The organism is Pseudomonas pisciculturae, assembly GCF_015461805.1.
Taxonomy (GTDB): domain Bacteria; phylum Pseudomonadota; class Gammaproteobacteria; order Pseudomonadales; family Pseudomonadaceae; genus Aquipseudomonas; species Aquipseudomonas pisciculturae.
Genome location: NZ_JACVZE010000002.1, coordinates 310,965 through 327,085, shown reverse-complemented (window position 1 = coordinate 327,085; position 16,121 = coordinate 310,965). Strand labels below are relative to the sequence as shown.

Below are 16,121 nucleotides of genomic sequence, written 5' to 3'. Positions count from 1 at the left end.
GGCCGGAACTGGGTCCAAATGTGGGAGGGGGCTTGCCCCCGATAGCAGTGTGTCAGTCAGTACACCTGACACTGATACACCGCTATCGGGGGCAAGCCCCCTCCCACATTGGATTGCATTTCAAGTCCAAAACTACGCGGTCCAGGGCGACTTGCGGATGACCTCCACAAAATTCATCGGCCTGAACCCCGGCTCCTGATCCACCAGCACATCGGTCTTCACATTCCCAAACGTGGTCTGCGGGCGATGGCGCAAGCCGTCGGCAAATGCGCAGATGATGCATTCCTTGAACCCTTCACCCCGTGGATGCGCATGCACCACCGCTTCGCGCTGCACGCTGGAAAACGCCGCGTAGTCCATGCCCAGCACGTCCATCTCAACGCCTGCGGTAACCAAAGCAACGGTCGGGCGCAGATGCTGGGGCACGCCCGGCGTGGTGTGCAGGGCGATGGACAGCCACACCTGTTCGATATCGTCATCGCTCAGCCCGTAAGGCTTGAGGAAGGCCGCCGCCGCGTTGGCGCCGTCCACTTCGAAACGTTCGTTGTCACTGCGATGACCGGCTACCAGGCCCAGGTCATGGAACATTGCGCCGACGTACAGCAGCTCCGGGTTATAGGCCAGTTGCTTGCGCTCACCGCTCAACGCGCCGAACAGGAAAACCCGGCGGGAGTGGTGGTAGAGCAGGTCGGATTCGACGTCGCGGATGTATTCGGTGGTGGCCTTGGCCAGGGCGCTGTCGGGGATCGGGATGCCGGCGATGGTGGTGGTCATGGTGGGTGCTCCTCTGGAAAGATCCCAGTCTGGTCGCGTGCCTGTGCAGGGGCTATCGCGGCGAGGGCGCGATCCCGGCCAATGTGGTTGTACATCGCGCCAAGGGTGTACTCGGTCAAATGTGGGAGCTGGCTTGCCTGCGATAGCATCACCTCGGTATACCTGACAGACCGAGGTGTCTGCATCGCAGCGATACGGCGACCCGACAAGCCAGCTCCCACAAGGTTCTGTATTTATTCAGTAAGACATAGGTGTCTGTGAGCATGGGCAAAACCGTCGCGATCCTGATCTTCCCCGGTGTCCAGTCGCTGGACGTGACCGGCCCCCTAGATGTGTTCTGCGAGGCCAATCGGTTTCTGGCGCGTGAAGACCACTACCAACTTGAAGTGCTGGGTCTGGTGCACGGCAACATGGCTGCCTCCAACGGCCTGTCATTGCAGGCCCATCGGCATTACAGCGAAGCCCTGCAAGCCTACGACCTGCTATTGGTCGCTGGCGGCCCGCAGTTGCCTTTCGAAGATTTCGGCGCTCAATTCGATGACTGGCTACGCGGCGCAACCCAAAGAGCCCAGCGCTTCGGCTCAATCTGCAACGGCGCCTTCATGCTCGCCCGCGCCGGGTTGCTGGATGGCAAAACCGTCACCACCCACTGGAACGACGCCGCCGACCTGGCACGCCTGTGCCCTACGGCCCAGGTCGAGGCCGACCGCCTCTATGTGCAGGACGGCAACCTCTACACCTCGGCCGGGGTGACGGCGGGCATCGACCTGTCGCTGTACCTGTTGGCCCAGGACCACGGCCCGGAAGTGGCGCTGAGCGTGGCCAAGCGTCTGGTGGTGTTTACCCAGCGTTCGGGTGGGCAGTCGCAGTTCAGCCCGTTTCTCACGCCTCACGCCGAAACCACCTCGGCGGTGGCACTGGTGCAGTTGTACGTGTTGGCGAACCTGACGGGGGATTTGACCATTGCCGACCTGGCCAAGGCGGCCAATATGAGTGCGCGCAACTTCTCGCGGGTGTTTGCCCGTGAGGCGCGCATCACCCCGGCTGAATTCGTCGAGCGAGCGCGGGTAGACGCTGCGCGGGTGATGCTCGAAAGCAGCCCCGTCCCACTCAAGACCGTGGCCTATCAGTGCGGCTTTCGCGACGCACAGCACATGCGCAGTGTGTTCAACCGTAGGCTGGGTGTGACGCCGCAGCAGTTTCGACTCAACTTCGCTGCCCCTATCTGACTGTGTACACAAATCAAATGTGGGAGCTGGCTTGCCTGCGATAGCGGTGTATCAGTAAACAAATCAGTCACTGATACACCGCTATCGCAGGCAAGCCAGCTCCCACACTGATTGGGTTTGCAGATGATTATCGGGCTGGCAGCAGCTTCAGGGTGCCCCGCGTATTCGCCGTCACTTCCTCATCACTGAAGTGCGCCTGCTCATACCCACCCTCGATATACGTCTCTGCCTGGTCCCCATAGTGCCGATCAAACGGCACCCCGCTTTGCCCCACCGGGTTGATGGTCAGCGCATGGGCCGCATCGGCAAAGTCGATCAAGCGTCGGGTCGACGGCCCATAAGTCACCGGCCACGGCGCCGGGCCGATCATGGCGGACTGGTTATTCGGTACTTCATGGCTGCCCGGTGCCGGGAACGGGCCGACGTTGAACACCTTGTCCAACGGCTTTTGCATGCCCAGCGGGTGGCCGTGGGTCAGGGTGTGTGCGTTGCCCCATTGCCATTGGCTTGGGTCTTCGCCGAACGTGGCCTTGAGGTGCGCGAGGCTGTTGTCCCACGCAAGCTTGACGATTTCGCTGCGCTTGCCAGCCCACCAGGGCGAATCCGGTGTGGCGGCCAGGCGTGGCAGGGCGGCGTCGATCACGCGGGTGCTGAGCAGGGTCTTGAACATGCCGTCGCCCAGTTTGGGGCGGAACGCTGCATCGGTGAGGTTGAACAGGAACTGGTTGAACAGCGTGGCACTGGTGGATCCCAGCGGGTAGTCGCCTTTCCAGGCGGCCAATTGCTCCACCAGTTTGAGCTGCGCCGGGTCCTTGACCACCTCACGCAGCACCGGCAACAGCGGTGCCAGCAGGCGCGGGCCGAACGCGGTGGTGGTGCCGAGCTGCAAGGCCTGGCTGTTGTTCACGTTCCACTTCACGCTCTTGTCGCTCAACTGGGTATTCAACTGCTGGCCACGGTCGGCGAGGTTGTAATAACCGGGGATCTCCATGCCAGTGGGCGATACAGGCTGGGCGTTGGCCGACACCACGTAGCCACGCGCCGGGTTCTCTTCCTGAGGGTTGGCGCTGAACGGGTAAAACCCCAATTTATCGGCCTGGGCAGTGCTGCCATCAAGGATAAACCCGGCGTTGACCCCGGCCGGGCGGATCGGCAACTGCGCCGCCGCCCACCAGCCGATATCACCCTTGGCGTTGGCCCACACAATGTTCAAGCCTGGCGCCGACACCTTGGCCGCCGCTGCACGGGCTTTGGCCAGGGTATCGGCACGGTTGAGCTGGTAGAAGCCTTCGAGGATCGGGTTCTGCGTATCGAGGAACGCCCACCACATCGCAATCGGCGTCTTGCCTGCGTTCTCGCCGAGTATGTCATTGATAATCGGGCCGTTGGGCGATTGGCGCAGGGTGAGGCTGACCGGCGCCTGGCCCTTGACCTTGATCTGTTGCTCGGTGCTGGTCATGTCGACCCATTGGTCGTGGTACCAGACCTGGTTGGGGTTGTCTGGGTTGACCTTCTCGGCGATCAGGTCGAGGTCATCGTTCTGGAACATGGTCAGGCTCCAGCCGAAATCCAGGTTGTGGCCCAGGAATGCCACCGGCACCAGCGCGTTGTGATAGCCATACAGCTCAAAGCCCGGCGCCGACAGCTGCGCCTCGTACCACACCGACGGCACCGAGAAGCGGATATGCGGGTCGCCCGCCAGCAACGGCTTGCCGCTCTGGGTACGGCTGCCGCTGATGGCCCAGGCGTTGCTGCCTTCGAACTGCGGCAAGCCATTTTCGGCCAGGGCCTGCTCGCTTAGGGCCGCGATGGCGCCGAGGGTCTGCCAATCGCTGGCGGCCAGGTTGAGGGCGCCCTTGGGCTGCCAGTCGAGGTCGAAGACTTTCAGGTAATCGCTGCCCAGTTGGTCGCGTACGTAAGTCAGCAACGGCTCGGTACGAAACGCGGCGGCAAAGCTGTAGGCCATGTACCCGGCGACGCTGATGGTGTCCTCAGCGGTAAACGGTCGCTTGGGGATGCCCAGTACGTCGAACTCCATGGGGCTGGCGTGGCTGTCCTGATATTGGTTGATGCCGTCCAGATAGGCTTGCAGGGCCTTCCAGTGCGGCGACTCATGGCCCAGTTGCGCGACGTACGTGGCGGCACGGTCACGGATGCGCAAGCTGCGGAACAGCTTATCGGTCTCCAGCACCTTGGGGCCCAGCACCTCGGCCAGCTCACCACGGGCCAGGCGACGCATGATCTCCATCTGGAACAGTCGGTCCTGGGCATGCACAAAGCCTAGGGCGCGATACAGGTCGGTCTCGTTCTCGGCGCGAATGTGCGGCACGCCACGGTCGTCGTAGCGCACCGTGACCGAGCCTTGCAGGTTGGCCAGCGTCACCGTGCCCTGGCGGGTCGGTTGCTTGCTGTAGACGTACCAGCCTGCGCCGAGGGCGAGCAGTACCACCAGAGCCGCGAGAACCTGCAAGACGCGCTTCATGAAGTTTCCTTGGCAGAGTGGGCTATGAGCCGGTTGGCCACGAACAATAGCAGCCTACCGCCAGGGTGTGGGTGGCCTGTACATCGCGCCCGTCTTCAAGCGCCTTGAGAATGGGCTCGATAAAACTGTTACTGGAGTTGCACGTCAGCCCTTCGCTGTACGGCCCGAAATACGCGAGCTTGCCCGAGCGGTCCCAGATGCCTACGGCCGGGCTCGCCGGTATTTGGTCGGCGCCGGGCAGGGCGGTGAGGGTTTTCATTTTGCGCAGGTTATCGGGTAACTGACCGTGGCTGCCGGGTTTTTGCAGGGCGTAGAACTCAACGCCCTGGGGCGCGTAGTGCTCGACCAACTCACCCAGGTGCTGTTGGTTACCGACATTGCACGGGCAGGCCGGGTCCCAGAAGTGCACCAGGCGGATCGGCCCGGGGCCGGCCAGGTCGGCAGGCAACCTCAAGGGGTCGCCGGAAAACACCGCGGTGTGTTCGCTGAAGGCCCGCAGGTAGCGGCCCTGGAACCAGTCATACGCCGCCCACAACACGCCCGCGCAGATGACCAGGATCAGGCTGGCGAACAGGGCAGAACGGAAGGGCTGTCGCATTCAGATCAATCCTCGAAGGTCGCGTAGCTTGCCATGCTTGTCCTGACAGATGAATATCGCAGCTCGATATTCATCTTCACCGTAAGTCTGGAAGCCTTTATGCCCGTCACCTTTGACCCCGATCACCTGCGCGAGAGTTTGCGGCCCTTAGTGGATGCGCAACCGCTTTCAGCCGAGGCGCGGGTGTATCAGCGCTTTTACGGGCTGGACCAGGCGGTGAGTCGCCTGGGGCGCTTCGAGGTGGAGGGGTTTGAGGTGGTGGCGCAGGTCTGGTGGCCAGCCACGCCGGTGGCGACGATGTTTATGTTCCATGGCTTCTACGACCACATGGGGTTGTACCGCCATGTGGTGGAGTGGGCACTGGGCCAGGGTTTTGTGGTGATCGCCTGCGATCTGCCGGGCCATGGGTTATCCAGCGGCGCACGTGCCAGCATCGATGATTTTGCGGTGTACCAGCACGTGGTGAAGGCGCTGTTCGCCGAGGCCTCGACGCTGCAATTGCCCCAGCCCTGGCACCTGTTCGGGCAAAGCACCGGCGGCGCAGTGGTGGTAGATCATCTGCTCAGCCCTGGCGCCGACAGCCCGGCCCAGGGCAAGGTGTTCCTGTTGTCGCCGTTGGTGCGGCCGCGGGCGTGGGGCTGGTCCCAGGTCAGCTATTACCTGCTGCGCCCGTTCGTCAAAGGCATTGCGCGGCGGTTCAGTGATAACACCAACGACCCTGCGTTTCGCCCGTTCCTGGAAGCCGACCCGCTACAGCCGCGCCAATTGCCCACCGCCTGGGTGGGCGCGCTGGCCCGCTGGATCAAGCGCATCGAAGCGGCACCGCGCAGCTCACGGCGGCCAGTGATCGTGCAGGGGGAGGAGGATATGACAGTGGACTGGCAGCACAACTTGCAGGTGCTGCGGGGCAAGTTCGATCAGCCTGAGGTGTTGATGCTCAAGCGGGGCAGGCATCACTTGGCCAATGAGATTCCGGAGATTCGTGAGCAGTACTTCAGCTTTCTCACGGATCACCTGAAGTAACCCAATCCAAAATGTGGGAGGGGGCTTGCTCCCGATAGCGGAGTGTCAGTATCAGATGTGCTGACTGACACACTGCAATCGGGAGCAAGCCCCCTCCCACATTTTTTACTGCATCAGGCTTGAAGTGCTCTGGCCGACCGCGAGGCCTGCGCGAATGGCCGCAAGGGCCGCTTGGTAATACGTCTTGCCTTCAGCGGATTCAGCAAACGTCGCGAATTCTTCCAACTCCGGGTCAGACAAATCCCGATAGACATACAACAAGGTGTTGTTCAGATCCTTATCAATCTGCTGCATCAACCGCTCGCGCTGCCCATTCAACATGCCCTGCGCCTGCCCGCCGCCCAGCAGGCCGGGAATCATCTGGCTCAAGCTGTCAGCCGCCACGCCGGCAATCGCCAGGCTCACTTCCGCACCGGCTTCACGTGCAGGCAGCGCTTGAGCCAAGTGACCGATGATCAGGCTGCGGGTGGCGTCGGCTTCGATCTTGGGCAAGCCTTGGGCGTTCTTTGCCAACTGGTCGCGGCGGGTGGCCAGCAACTCGGCGGCCACGATCTTGCGACCCAATGGCGACTGGAAAAACGCCAAGGCAGGCTTGGGGTCCGCCAGGTTCTTGCGCAATTGCGCCTCGGCCCGCTGGTCCACAGCCTGGGCAGCAAAGCGTTTATTGCTGTTGTCCACCAGCGCCTGGTACACCGCTGGCGGCAGGCTATTGCGGTAGCGTAGTTGGGCCGCGCTGAGGGCGTCATTGAAATGCGCACGTTGTTCGGCCCAGCCGGCGACCTTGTACAACTGGTCATGGCCGTCTGCCCAGGCGGGCAAAACGCAGAACATCAGCAAGGATAAAAACAAACGACGCATTAGGGACTCCTGTCAGTCGGCCACTATTGTCCGTGTCGGGCGTAGGATTTGTCGAGAAGTCCTATCGGTCACCTGACTAAAGTGTGTTCAGACGCTCAACGGCGCTGTCGGATTTACAGGCGTATGGATACTATGCGCGCCATGCAAATACCCCTCGAACACCCGCTGTTGCAACGTATTGTCGACGACCTCGCCGAAAAGGGCTGGTCGCGCCAAGACGGCTTCCTGCCCCAGGCTCTGACCCTGGAACTGGCGGCTGAGTGCCGTAAACGTGCAGCCGAAGGTGAGCTGGCTCCGGCAGCGGTGGGGCGAGGCCCGGCCCAGGAGATTCGCGAGGGCATTCGCGGTGACCATATCCAGTGGCTCGAAGCGGGCGACGCAGCGGTTTGCGACACCTACATGGCATTGATGGACAGCCTGCGCCTGGCCATGAACCGCGGCCTCTTCCTGGGCCTGGAAGATTTCGAAAGCCACTTCGCGATGTACCCGCCGGGGGCGTTTTACCTCAAGCACCTGGACCGATTTCGCGACGATGACCGGCGTATGGTCTCGGCGGTGATCTATTTGAACGACGCCTGGCTGCCCGAACACGGCGGGCAGTTGCGCATGTACCTCAAGGGCGGCGTCGAATACGATGTGGTGCCCACTGGCGGTAGCCTGGTGGTGTTCCTGTCCGGGGAAGTCCCCCACGAAGTCATGCCCGCTACGCGCGAACGCCTGTCCCTGACCGGCTGGTTTCGCCGGCGGGGCAACGAGCCTTTTTAACCATGGAAAAGATCCTGATCAGCCGCTGTTTGCTCGGCCACAAGGTACGCTACGACGGTGGCGCCAGTGGGCCATTCGATCAATTGGCGGCGTGGCAGGCCGAAGGGCGCGTGGTTGCGATCTGCCCGGAGGTCTCCGGCGGTTTGCCGACGCCGCGCCCGCCTGCGGAGATTCCCGGCGGGCAGGGCGTGGATGTGTGGGAAGGGCGGGCCCAGGTGCTCACGGCCGAGGGCGAAGATTTCAGTGCGGCGTTCATGGATGGCGCGCAACAGGCGTTGGCGTTGGTGCAGCGTCACGGTATTCGCATCGCTGTGCTTAAGGCTAATAGTCCGTCGTGTGGGAATTTGCTGACGTATGACGGGACGTTCTCTGGCGTAAAGGTCACGGGTGAAGGGGTGACAGCTGCGTTTTTAAAGCGCCATGGGGTGCAGGTGTTCAGTGAGCTGGAGTTGCCTGAGGCGGCAGCCGCCCTGGCCCAACTCCCAAGCCATACATAAATCAAAAATGTGGGAGGGGGCTTGCCCCCGATAGCAGTGTGTCAGTCAATACATGTGTGACTGACACACCGCAATCGGGGGCAAGCCCCCTCCCACATTTGGATTTACTGTGCCTGGGCTACCGGTGTTTCACCTTCAAGCCACTTCTGCGCCAGCGCCTTCAATCGCCCATCCGCCTTCACCCGCTCCAGCGCCTTGTCCAGGCTCGCCTTGAACGCCGGGTTACCCTTCTGGAACGGAATCGCTAATTGCGGCTTCTCGTTATACGCCGCACTGAAATCGAACCGATCCTGCAACTCGGCAGTCATAGCGATGTGGTTGATGGCCACGTCGTACTTGCCGCTTTCCACCCCCGGCAGCAAGTCGGCGTCGTCGGTGGTGATAAACGAGGGCCGCACCTCCATTTCCTGGGCCAGTTGCTCACCCAGTTCCACTTCGAAGCCGGTGAGTTTGTCGCCCTCCTTGAAGTTGTAGGGCGGGGTGTTGGCCTCAAGGGCGATGCGCAGTTCACCGCGATCATTCACATCGTCGATCAATTCGGCATGAGCCAAGGGGCTCAGAAGGGGAAGCACAAGTAACAGGCCAGGCGAAAAGCGCATGGTCACTCCTAGAGAATTTTTATGTGCGAGGCGCCGTTCAGCATCGCTTTGCTATGGTGTTGAGTGCCTTGGACAGCAATTTGTCGTGAAGTTGTCATAACCCTACAGATTTCTTGGAAAATTGGAGAAACGAATGAAAGCCCTTTTGTCCCGTGCAACGATTGCCAGCCTGCTGCTGGGTGCTTCGATGTTGGCGACTGCCGCCGACCTGCCGCGTACCCCTGCGCCTCAAGGCGCCGAAGTGTTTATCGTCTCGCCCAAAGACGGCGCAACCGTCGACAAGACCTTCACCGTCAAATTCGGCGTCAAGGGCCTGGACCTGGAGCCCATCGACAAGCAAGTGCATGGCGCTGGTCACCATCACCTGCTGGTAGACCGCGACGTGCAGTCGCTCAAGGCCGACGAAGCCATCCCGGCCGACGCTACGTCGATCCACTTTGGCAAGGCGCAAACCGAAACCGAGCTGACTCTTTCTCCAGGTAAGCACACTTTGCAACTGGTAGCGGGTGACAACGTGCACCGCCAGTTCGAACCCACTGTAGCCTCGAAAGTCATCACGGTTAACGTCAAGTAAGATTTGTTCAGATGCAAAAAAGGGAGCCCCGAGGGGCTCCCTTTTTCATGGTGCGGTTGAAACCTTAGAACAACACGCGGCTACGGATCGTGCCTTTGATGTGTTGCAGCTTCTCTTGCGCCAGGTCCGAGTACTCGGCGTCGACGTCGATCACCACGTAGCCGACCTTCTCGTTGGTCTGCAGGAACTGACCGGAGATGTTGATGCCGTTTTCGGCGAAGACCTTGTTGATCTCCATCATCACGCCAGGGATGTTCTGGTGGATGTGCAGCAGACGGTGCTTGCCAGGGTGAGCCGGCAGGGCCACTTCCGGGAAGTTCACCGACGATACCGAAGTACCGTTATCGCTGTACTTGACCAGTTTCTCCGACACTTCCAGGCCGATGTTGGCTTGGGCTTCAGCGGTGGAACCACCGATGTGTGGGGTCAGGATCACGTTGTCCAGGCCACGCAGCGGGCTTTCGAAGATATCGTCGTTGGAGCGCGGCTCCACCGGGAACACGTCGATGGCGGCGCCGATCAGGTGCTTGTCCTTGATCGCGTCGGCCAGGGCGTCCAGCTTGACCACGGTGCCACGGGCAGCGTTGATCAGGATGCCGCCTTTCTTGATGGCGCGGATCTCCTTCTCGCCGATCATCCACTGGGTCTCAGCGGTTTCCGGAACGTGCAGGGTCACGATGTCGGACATGCCCAGCAGCTCGGTCAGGCTGGCCACTTGAGTGGCGTTGCCCAATGGCAGCTTGGTCAGGGTGTCGTAGAAGAACACCTGCATGCCCAGGCCTTCAGCCAGAACCGACAATTGCGTGCCGATGGAGCCGTAACCGACGATACCCAGCTTCTTGCCGCGGATTTCGAAGGAGTTGGCTGCGCTCTTGATCCAGCCGCCACGGTGGCAGGAAGCGTTCTTCTCAGGAATGCCGCGCAACAGCAGGATGGCCTCGGCCAGCACCAGCTCCGCAACGGAACGGGTGTTGGAGTACGGTGCGTTGAACACCGCGATGCCGCGCTCGCGCGCTGCGTTGAGGTCGACCTGGTTGGTGCCGATGCAGAAACAACCGACCGCCACAAGTTTCTTGGCGTGATCGAAGATCTCTTCGGTCAGCTGAGTGCGGGAGCGAATGCCGATGAAGTGCGCGTCGGCGATCTTTTCCTTGAGTTGGGCTTCCGGCAGAGAACTGGTGATGTACTCAATGCTGGTGTACCCGGCGGCTTTCAGAACGTCGACAGCCGATGGGTGGACGCCTTCCAGAAGAAGGAACTTGATCTTGCTCTTATCGAGAGAAGTCTTGCTCATCTGCGTAAACCTGTATCCCGGAGAAAAATGGCAGGGAATCGAGCAGCACAGAGCTGACCCGGACGGCAGGAAAGCCGTCACCGCAGAAACGCCCTTGGGCTCTGTCCTGCGGGGGCGGTATGCTAGCATACGCACCCCGCTAAACACCTATTCCTGCGACGTGAAGCGTTCTCAGGATGACCATGAATTGTTCGAGAGTTCTGTCGATGACCCATCCTGCCCTGATTGATGAGCTAAAGACCCTGGTTGAGCCCGGCAAAGTGCTGACCGACGCCGACTCCCTGGAGGCTTACGGCAAGGATTGGACCAAGCACTTTGCACCCGCGCCGACCGCCATCGTCTTCCCCAAGACCATCGAGCAGGTACAGGCCATCGTGCGTTGGGCCAATGCGCACAAGGTGGCGCTGGTGCCATCGGGCGGGCGTACCGGCCTGTCGGCGGCTGCCGTGGCGTCCAATGGCGAAGTGGTCGTGTCGTTCGACTATATGAACCAGATCCTCGACGTGAACCTCACCGACCGCACCGCCGTGTGCCAGCCGGGCGTGGTCACCAAGCAATTGCAGAACGTCGCTGAAGAAAAAGGCCTGTACTACCCGGTGGATTTTGCTTCGTCCGGTTCCAGCCAAATTGGCGGCAATATCGGCACCAATGCCGGCGGGATCAAGGTGATTCGCTACGGCATGACCCGCAACTGGGTGGCCGGTATGAAGGTCGTCACCGGCAAGGGTGATGTGCTGGAGCTGAACCGCGACCTGATCAAGAACGCCACCGGCTACGACATGCGCCAGCTGTTTATCGGCGCTGAAGGCACCTTGGGCTTTGTGGTTGAAGCCACCATGCGTCTGGACCGTGCACCGAAAAACCTCACCGCCATGGTGCTCGGCACCACCGATTTCGACTCGATCATGCCGGTGCTGCATGCGTTCCAGAGCAAGCTGGACCTGACCGCCTTCGAATTCTTCTCCGACAAGGCCCTGGCCAAAGTGCTGGGTCGTGGCGATGTGCCGGCGCCGTTCGAAACCGAGTGCCCGTTCTACGCCCTGCTGGAATTTGAAGCCACCACCGAAGAAGTCGCCAACCATGCGCTGGAAACCTTCGAGCACTGCGTGGAGCAAGGTTGGGTGCTGGACGGCGTGATGAGCCAAAGCGAAACCCAACTGCACAATCTGTGGAAACTGCGCGAGTACATCTCCGAGACCATTTCCCACTGGACCCCATACAAGAACGATATCTCGGTCACCGTCTCCAAAGTGCCAGCGTTCTTGAAAGAAATTGACGCGATCGTCGGCGAACACTACCCCGACTTCGAAATCGTTTGGTTCGGCCATATCGGCGACGGCAACCTGCACCTGAACATCCTCAAGCCAGAAAACCTGAGCAAGGACGAGTTCTTCGCCAAGTGCGCCACCGTGAACAAGTGGGTGTTTGAAACCGTCGAGAAGTACAACGGTTCGATCTCTGCCGAACACGGCGTGGGCATGACCAAGCGCGATTACCTGACCTACAGCCGCTCGCCGGTTGAAATTGAATACATGAAAGCAGTGAAAGCGGTGTTCGACCCGAACGGGATCATGAACCCAGGCAAGATCTTCGCTGTTTAATTGCCCCCTGAAGGAGTCGTTTCATGAGCTATCAGCACAAGTATGTCGACGGCACCAATATTCACTTTCCGGTAGGCAAAGTGGTGTGCATTGGGCGTAACTACGCCGAACACGCCAAGGAACTGGACAACCCGGTGCCGACCGAGCCGCTGCTGTTCATCAAGCCGGGCAGCTGTGTAGTGGCGTTGGAAGGCGGTTTTGCCATCCCGACCGAACGCGGCTCGGTGCATTACGAAGCGGAAATCGCGGTATTGATCGGCAAGCCATTGTCGACCAAGCCCAGCCGTGAAGAAGTGCTGGACGCCATCTCCGGCTTCGCCCCGGCCTTGGACCTGACCCTGCGCGACAAGCAGGCCGAGCTCAAAGCCAAGGGCCTGCCGTGGGAAATCGCCAAGTCGTTCGACGGCGCGGCGGTGATCGCACCGTTCGTGGTGAGCAGCACCTTCCCGGACGTGACCGACATCGGCATCCGCCTGACCATCAATGGTGAAGTGCGCCAGGACGGCAACAGCGCGATCATGCTCAACCCGATCATCCCGATGATCCAGTACATGGCCGGTTGCTTCTCGTTGCAGGCGGGAGATGTGATCCTCACCGGTACTCCGGCCGGCGTAGGCCCGCTGAATGTGGGTGATGAGTTGGTGTTGGAGTTGGCGGGTGTGAATAGCTTTGAGAGCGTTGTTCGTTAAGTACTGACGAAACGCGGTGAAAAATGTGGGAGGGGGCTTGCCCCCGATGACGGTGTATCAGTGCCATATGTGCTGACTGATCCACCGCTATCGGGGGCAAGCCCCCTCCCACTTTGGTTTGTGTTGACTCATAAGATCCGGCGCTTTGCATTTTTTTCACACCCCGTCCGGATAATCCTCAGCCTCCTGCGCGCAGGTCTCTTGATCCTGTGCTATCACCTAACGCTGACTTCCCGGAAAACGCGCCCCATGGCCATGCCACTCCCTACCGTCACCCCCAAGCCGCGTTCCCGCTTCGCCCTGCGCTGGTATTCCTGGCTGTTGCTGGTCGGGGTGATTGCCTATGGCGTTTCCTGGGCCATGCACTGGGATGATCGCGGTGTGCTGTGGGTGTTGGAGCGCTTTGAAAGCCCCGCCGAACGTCAAGAGAGTGTGTGGCTGCCCGATTACCAGGTCGTCATTGACGCCAAAGTGTTGCCGGGAATGGAGAAGGATGAAGCCTCGGACGTCTCCTACAATCCGCTGACCAAAACCCTATTTTCCGTCATGGGTAAAAACCCCTTCTTGGTCGAGTTGAGCCTGCAGGGCGATGTGCTGCGCAAAATGCCACTGAACGGTTGGGATAATCCCGAAGGCTTGACCGTTATGGAGAATGGCTTGATGGCCGTGGTCGATGAGCGCCAGCACAGCCTGACCATCGTCAAGGTCGGCGCCGACACTCAGCAATTGAACAAGGCTGACTTCCCCAGCTACGACCTGGGCCCTTCCAAGAACCAGAATAAAGCCTTTGAAGGCATCACCTGGGACAAGCGCAACCAGCAGATCATCCTCGGCGAGGAGCGCCCACCGGCGCTGTTCACTTGGAAAAGCGATGGCAGCCAGACCCTCGTAGGCGACAAGCAAAAGCTCAACAGCAAAGAATTGGACATGCGCAACCTCTCGGCCCTGGCGGTCGACCCGCGCACCGGTCACCTGCTGGCGCTGTCTGCCGACTCCCACTTGCTGCTGGAGCTGGACGAAAAGGGCGAGCAAGTCAGCTTCATGACCCTGCTCGGCGGCTTCAATGGCCTCAAAGACACCATCCCGCGGGCTGAAGGGGTGACGATGGATGAGAATGGCACCCTGTACATGGTCAGTGAGCCAAACCTGTTCTATCGTTTCGAAAAGCAGAAATAACAGAACGTTTACGTCGGATATTTCTCTATCAGCGGCATTCGCCAGACATCCGGGTGCGTTTAAGTTTAAATTCAGACAGGCGTGATATTCATTCGCCACTTTTGACTTTGAGCCTCGCCCGATGCGCCGACTTGTTCGCCCCAAACCCGTTCTACTTGTGCTTGCGCTGATCGCTCTGATCAGCGCCGGGGCCGTTACGCAACACTTTCGCCTGTTCGAGCGCGGCTGGTTTAACTTCCAGGTTTGGCACCAGCCGACGGATGAGCGCTCCATCGGCCTGGCCGATTACCGGGTGGCGCTGGAAGCCAAAGTCATCGAGGGGTTACACGACGACGTCTCGGCCCTGACTTACGACCCGGTGCGTAAGAGCCTGTTTACTGTCACCAATCAAAACCCCGAGCTGATCGAGTTGTCGCTTGAGGGCGATATTCTGCGGCGCATTCCGCTGGTGGGGTTTGGCGATGCCGAGGCCGTGGAGTTCATCAGTGACAACATCTACGTGATCAGTGATGAGCGTCAGCAGCGGCTGATCAAAGTGCATGTGAACGACGACACCAAATTCCTCGATGCTGGCGATGCGGAGCAGATGACCCTGGGGCTGCATGTCGGTGGTAACAAAGGGTTTGAAGGCCTGGCCTATGACTCGGTGGGCAAGCGCTTGTTCGTGGCCAAAGAGCGCGACCCGATGCTGATCTACGAGGTGCACGGCTTTCCCCATTTCAAGCCGGAAAAAACCTACTCGGTGCACGTGATCAACAACCCCAAGCGCGATGCCGGGTTGTTTGTGCGGGACCTGTCGAGCCTGCAATACGATGAGCGTAGCGGCCATTTGCTGGCGCTGTCAGATGAGTCGTTTTTGGTGTTGGAGTTGGATATTAATGGCCGGCCGTTGAGCAGTTTGTCGTTGCTCAAGGGGCGTCATGGCTTGAAGCAGCGAGTGCCGCAGGCGGAGGGTATTGCGATGGATGATGACGGTAACTTGTACCTGACCAGCGAGCCGAACCTGTTCTATGTCTTCAAGAAACCAGAATCCTGAAGCCGCCGCCGGCCAACTGTGGGAGCTGGCTTGCCTGCGATGCAAGCACCTCGGTCTGTCAGTAACATCGGGGTGATGCTATCGCAGGCAAGCCAGCTCCCACATAAAGCACAGCGGATTGGCTTAGGCCTTGAGGGTTTTCACGCCTTCAGAGGTGCCCAGCAGCAACACATCAGCCGGACGGGCGGCAAACAAGCCATTAGTGACTACACCCACGATGGCATTGATCTGCGTCTCAAGCTCCACCGGATTAGTGATCTGCATATTGAACACATCCAGAATGATGTTGCCGTTATCGGTCAACACACCCTCACGGTAAACCGGGTCGCCGCCCAGTTTCACCAGCTCGCGGGCCACGTGGCTGCGGGCCATCGGGATCACTTCCACCGGCAGCGGGAATGCGCCGAGTACCGGCACCAGCTTGCTGGCGTCGGCGATGCAGATGAACGTTTTGGCCACGGCCGCGACGATCTTCTCGCGGGTCAGGGCTGCGCCGCCGCCTTTGATCAGGTTCAGGTGCGCGTCGCTTTCATCAGCGCCGTCAACGTAGAACTCCAGGTCGCTCACGGTGTTGAGCTCGTACACCGGAATGCCATGGCCTTTGAGGCGCGCAGCGGTGGCTTCGGAACTGGCCACGGCGCCGTCAAATGCGCCTTTGTGCTGGGCCAGTGCATCGATAAAGCAGTTGGCAGTGGAGCCGGTGCCGACACCGACGATGCTCTTGTCGTCGAGTTTTGGAAGGATTAAATCGACGGCGGCTTGGGCCACTGCCTGTTTGAGTTGATCCTGGGTCATGCGGGCTCCGGAACGGGCGGGGAGTTATCGAGGGCGGCGAGTATAACCCAACAAAACCTCTGTATTCGTGTGGTCGCCCGCCCAAACGCTGGGTTAGACTCCTTGGCCCTGCCCAACTCGCCCAGTGATTC

The 16,121-nt window shown here is 60.3% G+C and carries 16 protein-coding genes; 9 read left to right on the top strand and 7 right to left on the bottom strand.

Features of this window, described 5'->3' with window-relative positions; translation table 11 throughout:
- Positions 1-132: 132 nt before the first annotated feature.
- On the bottom strand, positions 133-774 hold the full coding sequence (locus ICY20_RS07165; RefSeq protein ID WP_159956163.1) for an HD domain-containing protein: 642 nt from the start codon (positions 772-774) through the stop codon (positions 133-135).
- Between the two features lie 263 nt (positions 775-1,037).
- Between ICY20_RS07165 and ICY20_RS07160 the strand changes: the two genes are divergently transcribed.
- Entirely contained in the window at positions 1,038-2,003 is a 966-nt protein-coding gene (locus ICY20_RS07160; RefSeq protein WP_194937219.1) for a GlxA family transcriptional regulator, read from the top strand.
- Between the two features lie 127 nt (positions 2,004-2,130).
- Here the strand turns inward: ICY20_RS07160 and ICY20_RS07155 are convergent, their stop codons facing one another.
- Together ICY20_RS07155 and ICY20_RS07150 are read right to left on the bottom strand one after the other, a co-directional pair.
- Positions 2,131-4,485, bottom strand: coding sequence for a penicillin acylase family protein (locus tag ICY20_RS07155; protein WP_194937218.1), 2,355 nt, complete (start codon positions 4,483-4,485; stop codon positions 2,131-2,133).
- A gap of 22 nt (positions 4,486-4,507) precedes the next feature.
- Complete coding sequence (locus tag ICY20_RS07150; RefSeq protein WP_159956157.1) at positions 4,508-5,083, bottom strand: DUF6436 domain-containing protein; 576 nt, start codon at positions 5,081-5,083, stop codon at positions 4,508-4,510.
- 99 nt (positions 5,084-5,182) lie between these two features.
- On the opposite strand from ICY20_RS07150, the gene ICY20_RS07145 reads away from it, so the two are divergent.
- Positions 5,183-6,106, top strand: coding sequence for a phospholipase BipL (locus ICY20_RS07145; protein WP_194937320.1), 924 nt, complete (start codon positions 5,183-5,185; stop codon positions 6,104-6,106).
- Between the two features lie 105 nt (positions 6,107-6,211).
- Here the strand turns inward: ICY20_RS07145 and ICY20_RS07140 are convergent, their stop codons facing one another.
- Positions 6,212-6,964 (bottom strand): DUF2059 domain-containing protein, encoded by a 753-nt coding sequence (locus ICY20_RS07140; RefSeq protein WP_194937217.1) that lies wholly within the window; start codon positions 6,962-6,964, stop codon positions 6,212-6,214.
- 132 nt (positions 6,965-7,096) lie between these two features.
- On the opposite strand from ICY20_RS07140, the gene ICY20_RS07135 reads away from it, so the two are divergent.
- Complete coding sequence (locus tag ICY20_RS07135; protein ID WP_159958099.1) at positions 7,097-7,729, top strand: 2OG-Fe(II) oxygenase; 633 nt, start codon at positions 7,097-7,099, stop codon at positions 7,727-7,729.
- 2 nt (positions 7,730-7,731) lie between these two features.
- On the top strand, positions 7,732-8,226 hold the full coding sequence (locus ICY20_RS07130) for a DUF523 domain-containing protein (RefSeq protein WP_159957863.1): 495 nt from the start codon (positions 7,732-7,734) through the stop codon (positions 8,224-8,226).
- A 104-nt stretch (positions 8,227-8,330) separates the two neighbouring features.
- On the opposite strand, the gene ICY20_RS07125 is transcribed toward ICY20_RS07130, so the two are convergent.
- Entirely contained in the window at positions 8,331-8,825 is a 495-nt protein-coding gene (locus ICY20_RS07125) for a transporter substrate-binding domain-containing protein (protein ID WP_159957865.1), read from the bottom strand.
- Between the two features lie 133 nt (positions 8,826-8,958).
- On the opposite strand from ICY20_RS07125, the gene ICY20_RS07120 reads away from it, so the two are divergent.
- On the top strand, positions 8,959-9,399 hold the full coding sequence (locus ICY20_RS07120) for a DUF4399 domain-containing protein (protein ID WP_159957867.1): 441 nt from the start codon (positions 8,959-8,961) through the stop codon (positions 9,397-9,399).
- A gap of 64 nt (positions 9,400-9,463) precedes the next feature.
- On the opposite strand, the gene serA is transcribed toward ICY20_RS07120, so the two are convergent.
- Positions 9,464-10,693: a phosphoglycerate dehydrogenase gene (gene serA / locus ICY20_RS07115; protein ID WP_159957869.1), complete on the bottom strand. Its 1,230-nt coding sequence runs from the start codon at positions 10,691-10,693 to the stop codon at positions 9,464-9,466.
- 206 nt (positions 10,694-10,899) lie between these two features.
- On the opposite strand from serA, the gene ICY20_RS07110 reads away from it, so the two are divergent.
- The 4 genes from ICY20_RS07110 to ICY20_RS07095 all read left to right on the top strand — a co-directional run bounded on the left by ICY20_RS07110 (position 10,900) and on the right by ICY20_RS07095 (position 15,195).
- Positions 10,900-12,294 carry an FAD-binding oxidoreductase gene (locus ICY20_RS07110; protein WP_194937216.1) on the top strand — a complete coding sequence of 465 codons (1,395 nt, stop codon included), beginning with the start codon at positions 10,900-10,902 and terminating at the stop codon, positions 12,292-12,294.
- Between the two features lie 23 nt (positions 12,295-12,317).
- Positions 12,318-12,983 (top strand): fumarylacetoacetate hydrolase family protein, encoded by a 666-nt coding sequence (locus tag ICY20_RS07105; RefSeq protein WP_122488720.1) that lies wholly within the window; start codon positions 12,318-12,320, stop codon positions 12,981-12,983.
- Positions 12,984-13,232: 249 nt separating this feature from the next.
- Positions 13,233-14,159 (top strand): SdiA-regulated domain-containing protein, encoded by a 927-nt coding sequence (locus tag ICY20_RS07100; protein WP_159957871.1) that lies wholly within the window; start codon positions 13,233-13,235, stop codon positions 14,157-14,159.
- Between the two features lie 121 nt (positions 14,160-14,280).
- Positions 14,281-15,195 (top strand): SdiA-regulated domain-containing protein, encoded by a 915-nt coding sequence (locus ICY20_RS07095; protein ID WP_159957873.1) that lies wholly within the window; start codon positions 14,281-14,283, stop codon positions 15,193-15,195.
- A 123-nt stretch (positions 15,196-15,318) separates the two neighbouring features.
- On the opposite strand, the gene rpiA is transcribed toward ICY20_RS07095, so the two are convergent.
- Entirely contained in the window at positions 15,319-15,990 is a 672-nt protein-coding gene (gene rpiA / locus ICY20_RS07090) for a ribose-5-phosphate isomerase RpiA (protein ID WP_017253881.1), read from the bottom strand.
- Positions 15,991-16,121 lie beyond the last annotated feature (131 nt).

What these genes read in the sequence shown, in the direction of transcription:
- ICY20_RS07160 (WP_194937219.1), top strand. Translation starts at nt 1,038, where the DNA reads ATGGGCAAAACCGTCGCGATCCTGATCTTCCCCGGTGTCCAGTCGCTG.
- ICY20_RS07155 (WP_194937218.1), bottom strand. Translation starts at nt 4,485, where the DNA reads ATGAAGCGCGTCTTGCAGGTTCTCGCGGCTCTGGTGGTACTGCTCGCC.
- ICY20_RS07130 (WP_159957863.1), top strand. Translation starts at nt 7,732, where the DNA reads ATGGAAAAGATCCTGATCAGCCGCTGTTTGCTCGGCCACAAGGTACGC.
- ICY20_RS07095 (WP_159957873.1), top strand. Translation starts at nt 14,281, where the DNA reads ATGCGCCGACTTGTTCGCCCCAAACCCGTTCTACTTGTGCTTGCGCTG.
- ICY20_RS07145 (WP_194937320.1), top strand. Translation starts at nt 5,183, where the DNA reads ATGCCCGTCACCTTTGACCCCGATCACCTGCGCGAGAGTTTGCGGCCC.
- ICY20_RS07110 (WP_194937216.1), top strand. Translation starts at nt 10,900, where the DNA reads ATGACCCATCCTGCCCTGATTGATGAGCTAAAGACCCTGGTTGAGCCC.
- rpiA (WP_017253881.1), bottom strand. Translation starts at nt 15,990, where the DNA reads ATGACCCAGGATCAACTCAAACAGGCAGTGGCCCAAGCCGCCGTCGAT.
- ICY20_RS07105 (WP_122488720.1), top strand. Translation starts at nt 12,318, where the DNA reads ATGAGCTATCAGCACAAGTATGTCGACGGCACCAATATTCACTTTCCG.
- ICY20_RS07125 (WP_159957865.1), bottom strand. Translation starts at nt 8,825, where the DNA reads ATGCGCTTTTCGCCTGGCCTGTTACTTGTGCTTCCCCTTCTGAGCCCC.
- ICY20_RS07150 (WP_159956157.1), bottom strand. Translation starts at nt 5,083, where the DNA reads ATGCGACAGCCCTTCCGTTCTGCCCTGTTCGCCAGCCTGATCCTGGTC.
- ICY20_RS07120 (WP_159957867.1), top strand. Translation starts at nt 8,959, where the DNA reads ATGAAAGCCCTTTTGTCCCGTGCAACGATTGCCAGCCTGCTGCTGGGT.
- ICY20_RS07140 (WP_194937217.1), bottom strand. Translation starts at nt 6,964, where the DNA reads ATGCGTCGTTTGTTTTTATCCTTGCTGATGTTCTGCGTTTTGCCCGCC.
- ICY20_RS07100 (WP_159957871.1), top strand. Translation starts at nt 13,233, where the DNA reads ATGGCCATGCCACTCCCTACCGTCACCCCCAAGCCGCGTTCCCGCTTC.
- ICY20_RS07135 (WP_159958099.1), top strand. Translation starts at nt 7,097, where the DNA reads ATGCGCGCCATGCAAATACCCCTCGAACACCCGCTGTTGCAACGTATT.
- ICY20_RS07165 (WP_159956163.1), bottom strand. Translation starts at nt 774, where the DNA reads ATGACCACCACCATCGCCGGCATCCCGATCCCCGACAGCGCCCTGGCC.
- serA (WP_159957869.1), bottom strand. Translation starts at nt 10,693, where the DNA reads ATGAGCAAGACTTCTCTCGATAAGAGCAAGATCAAGTTCCTTCTTCTG.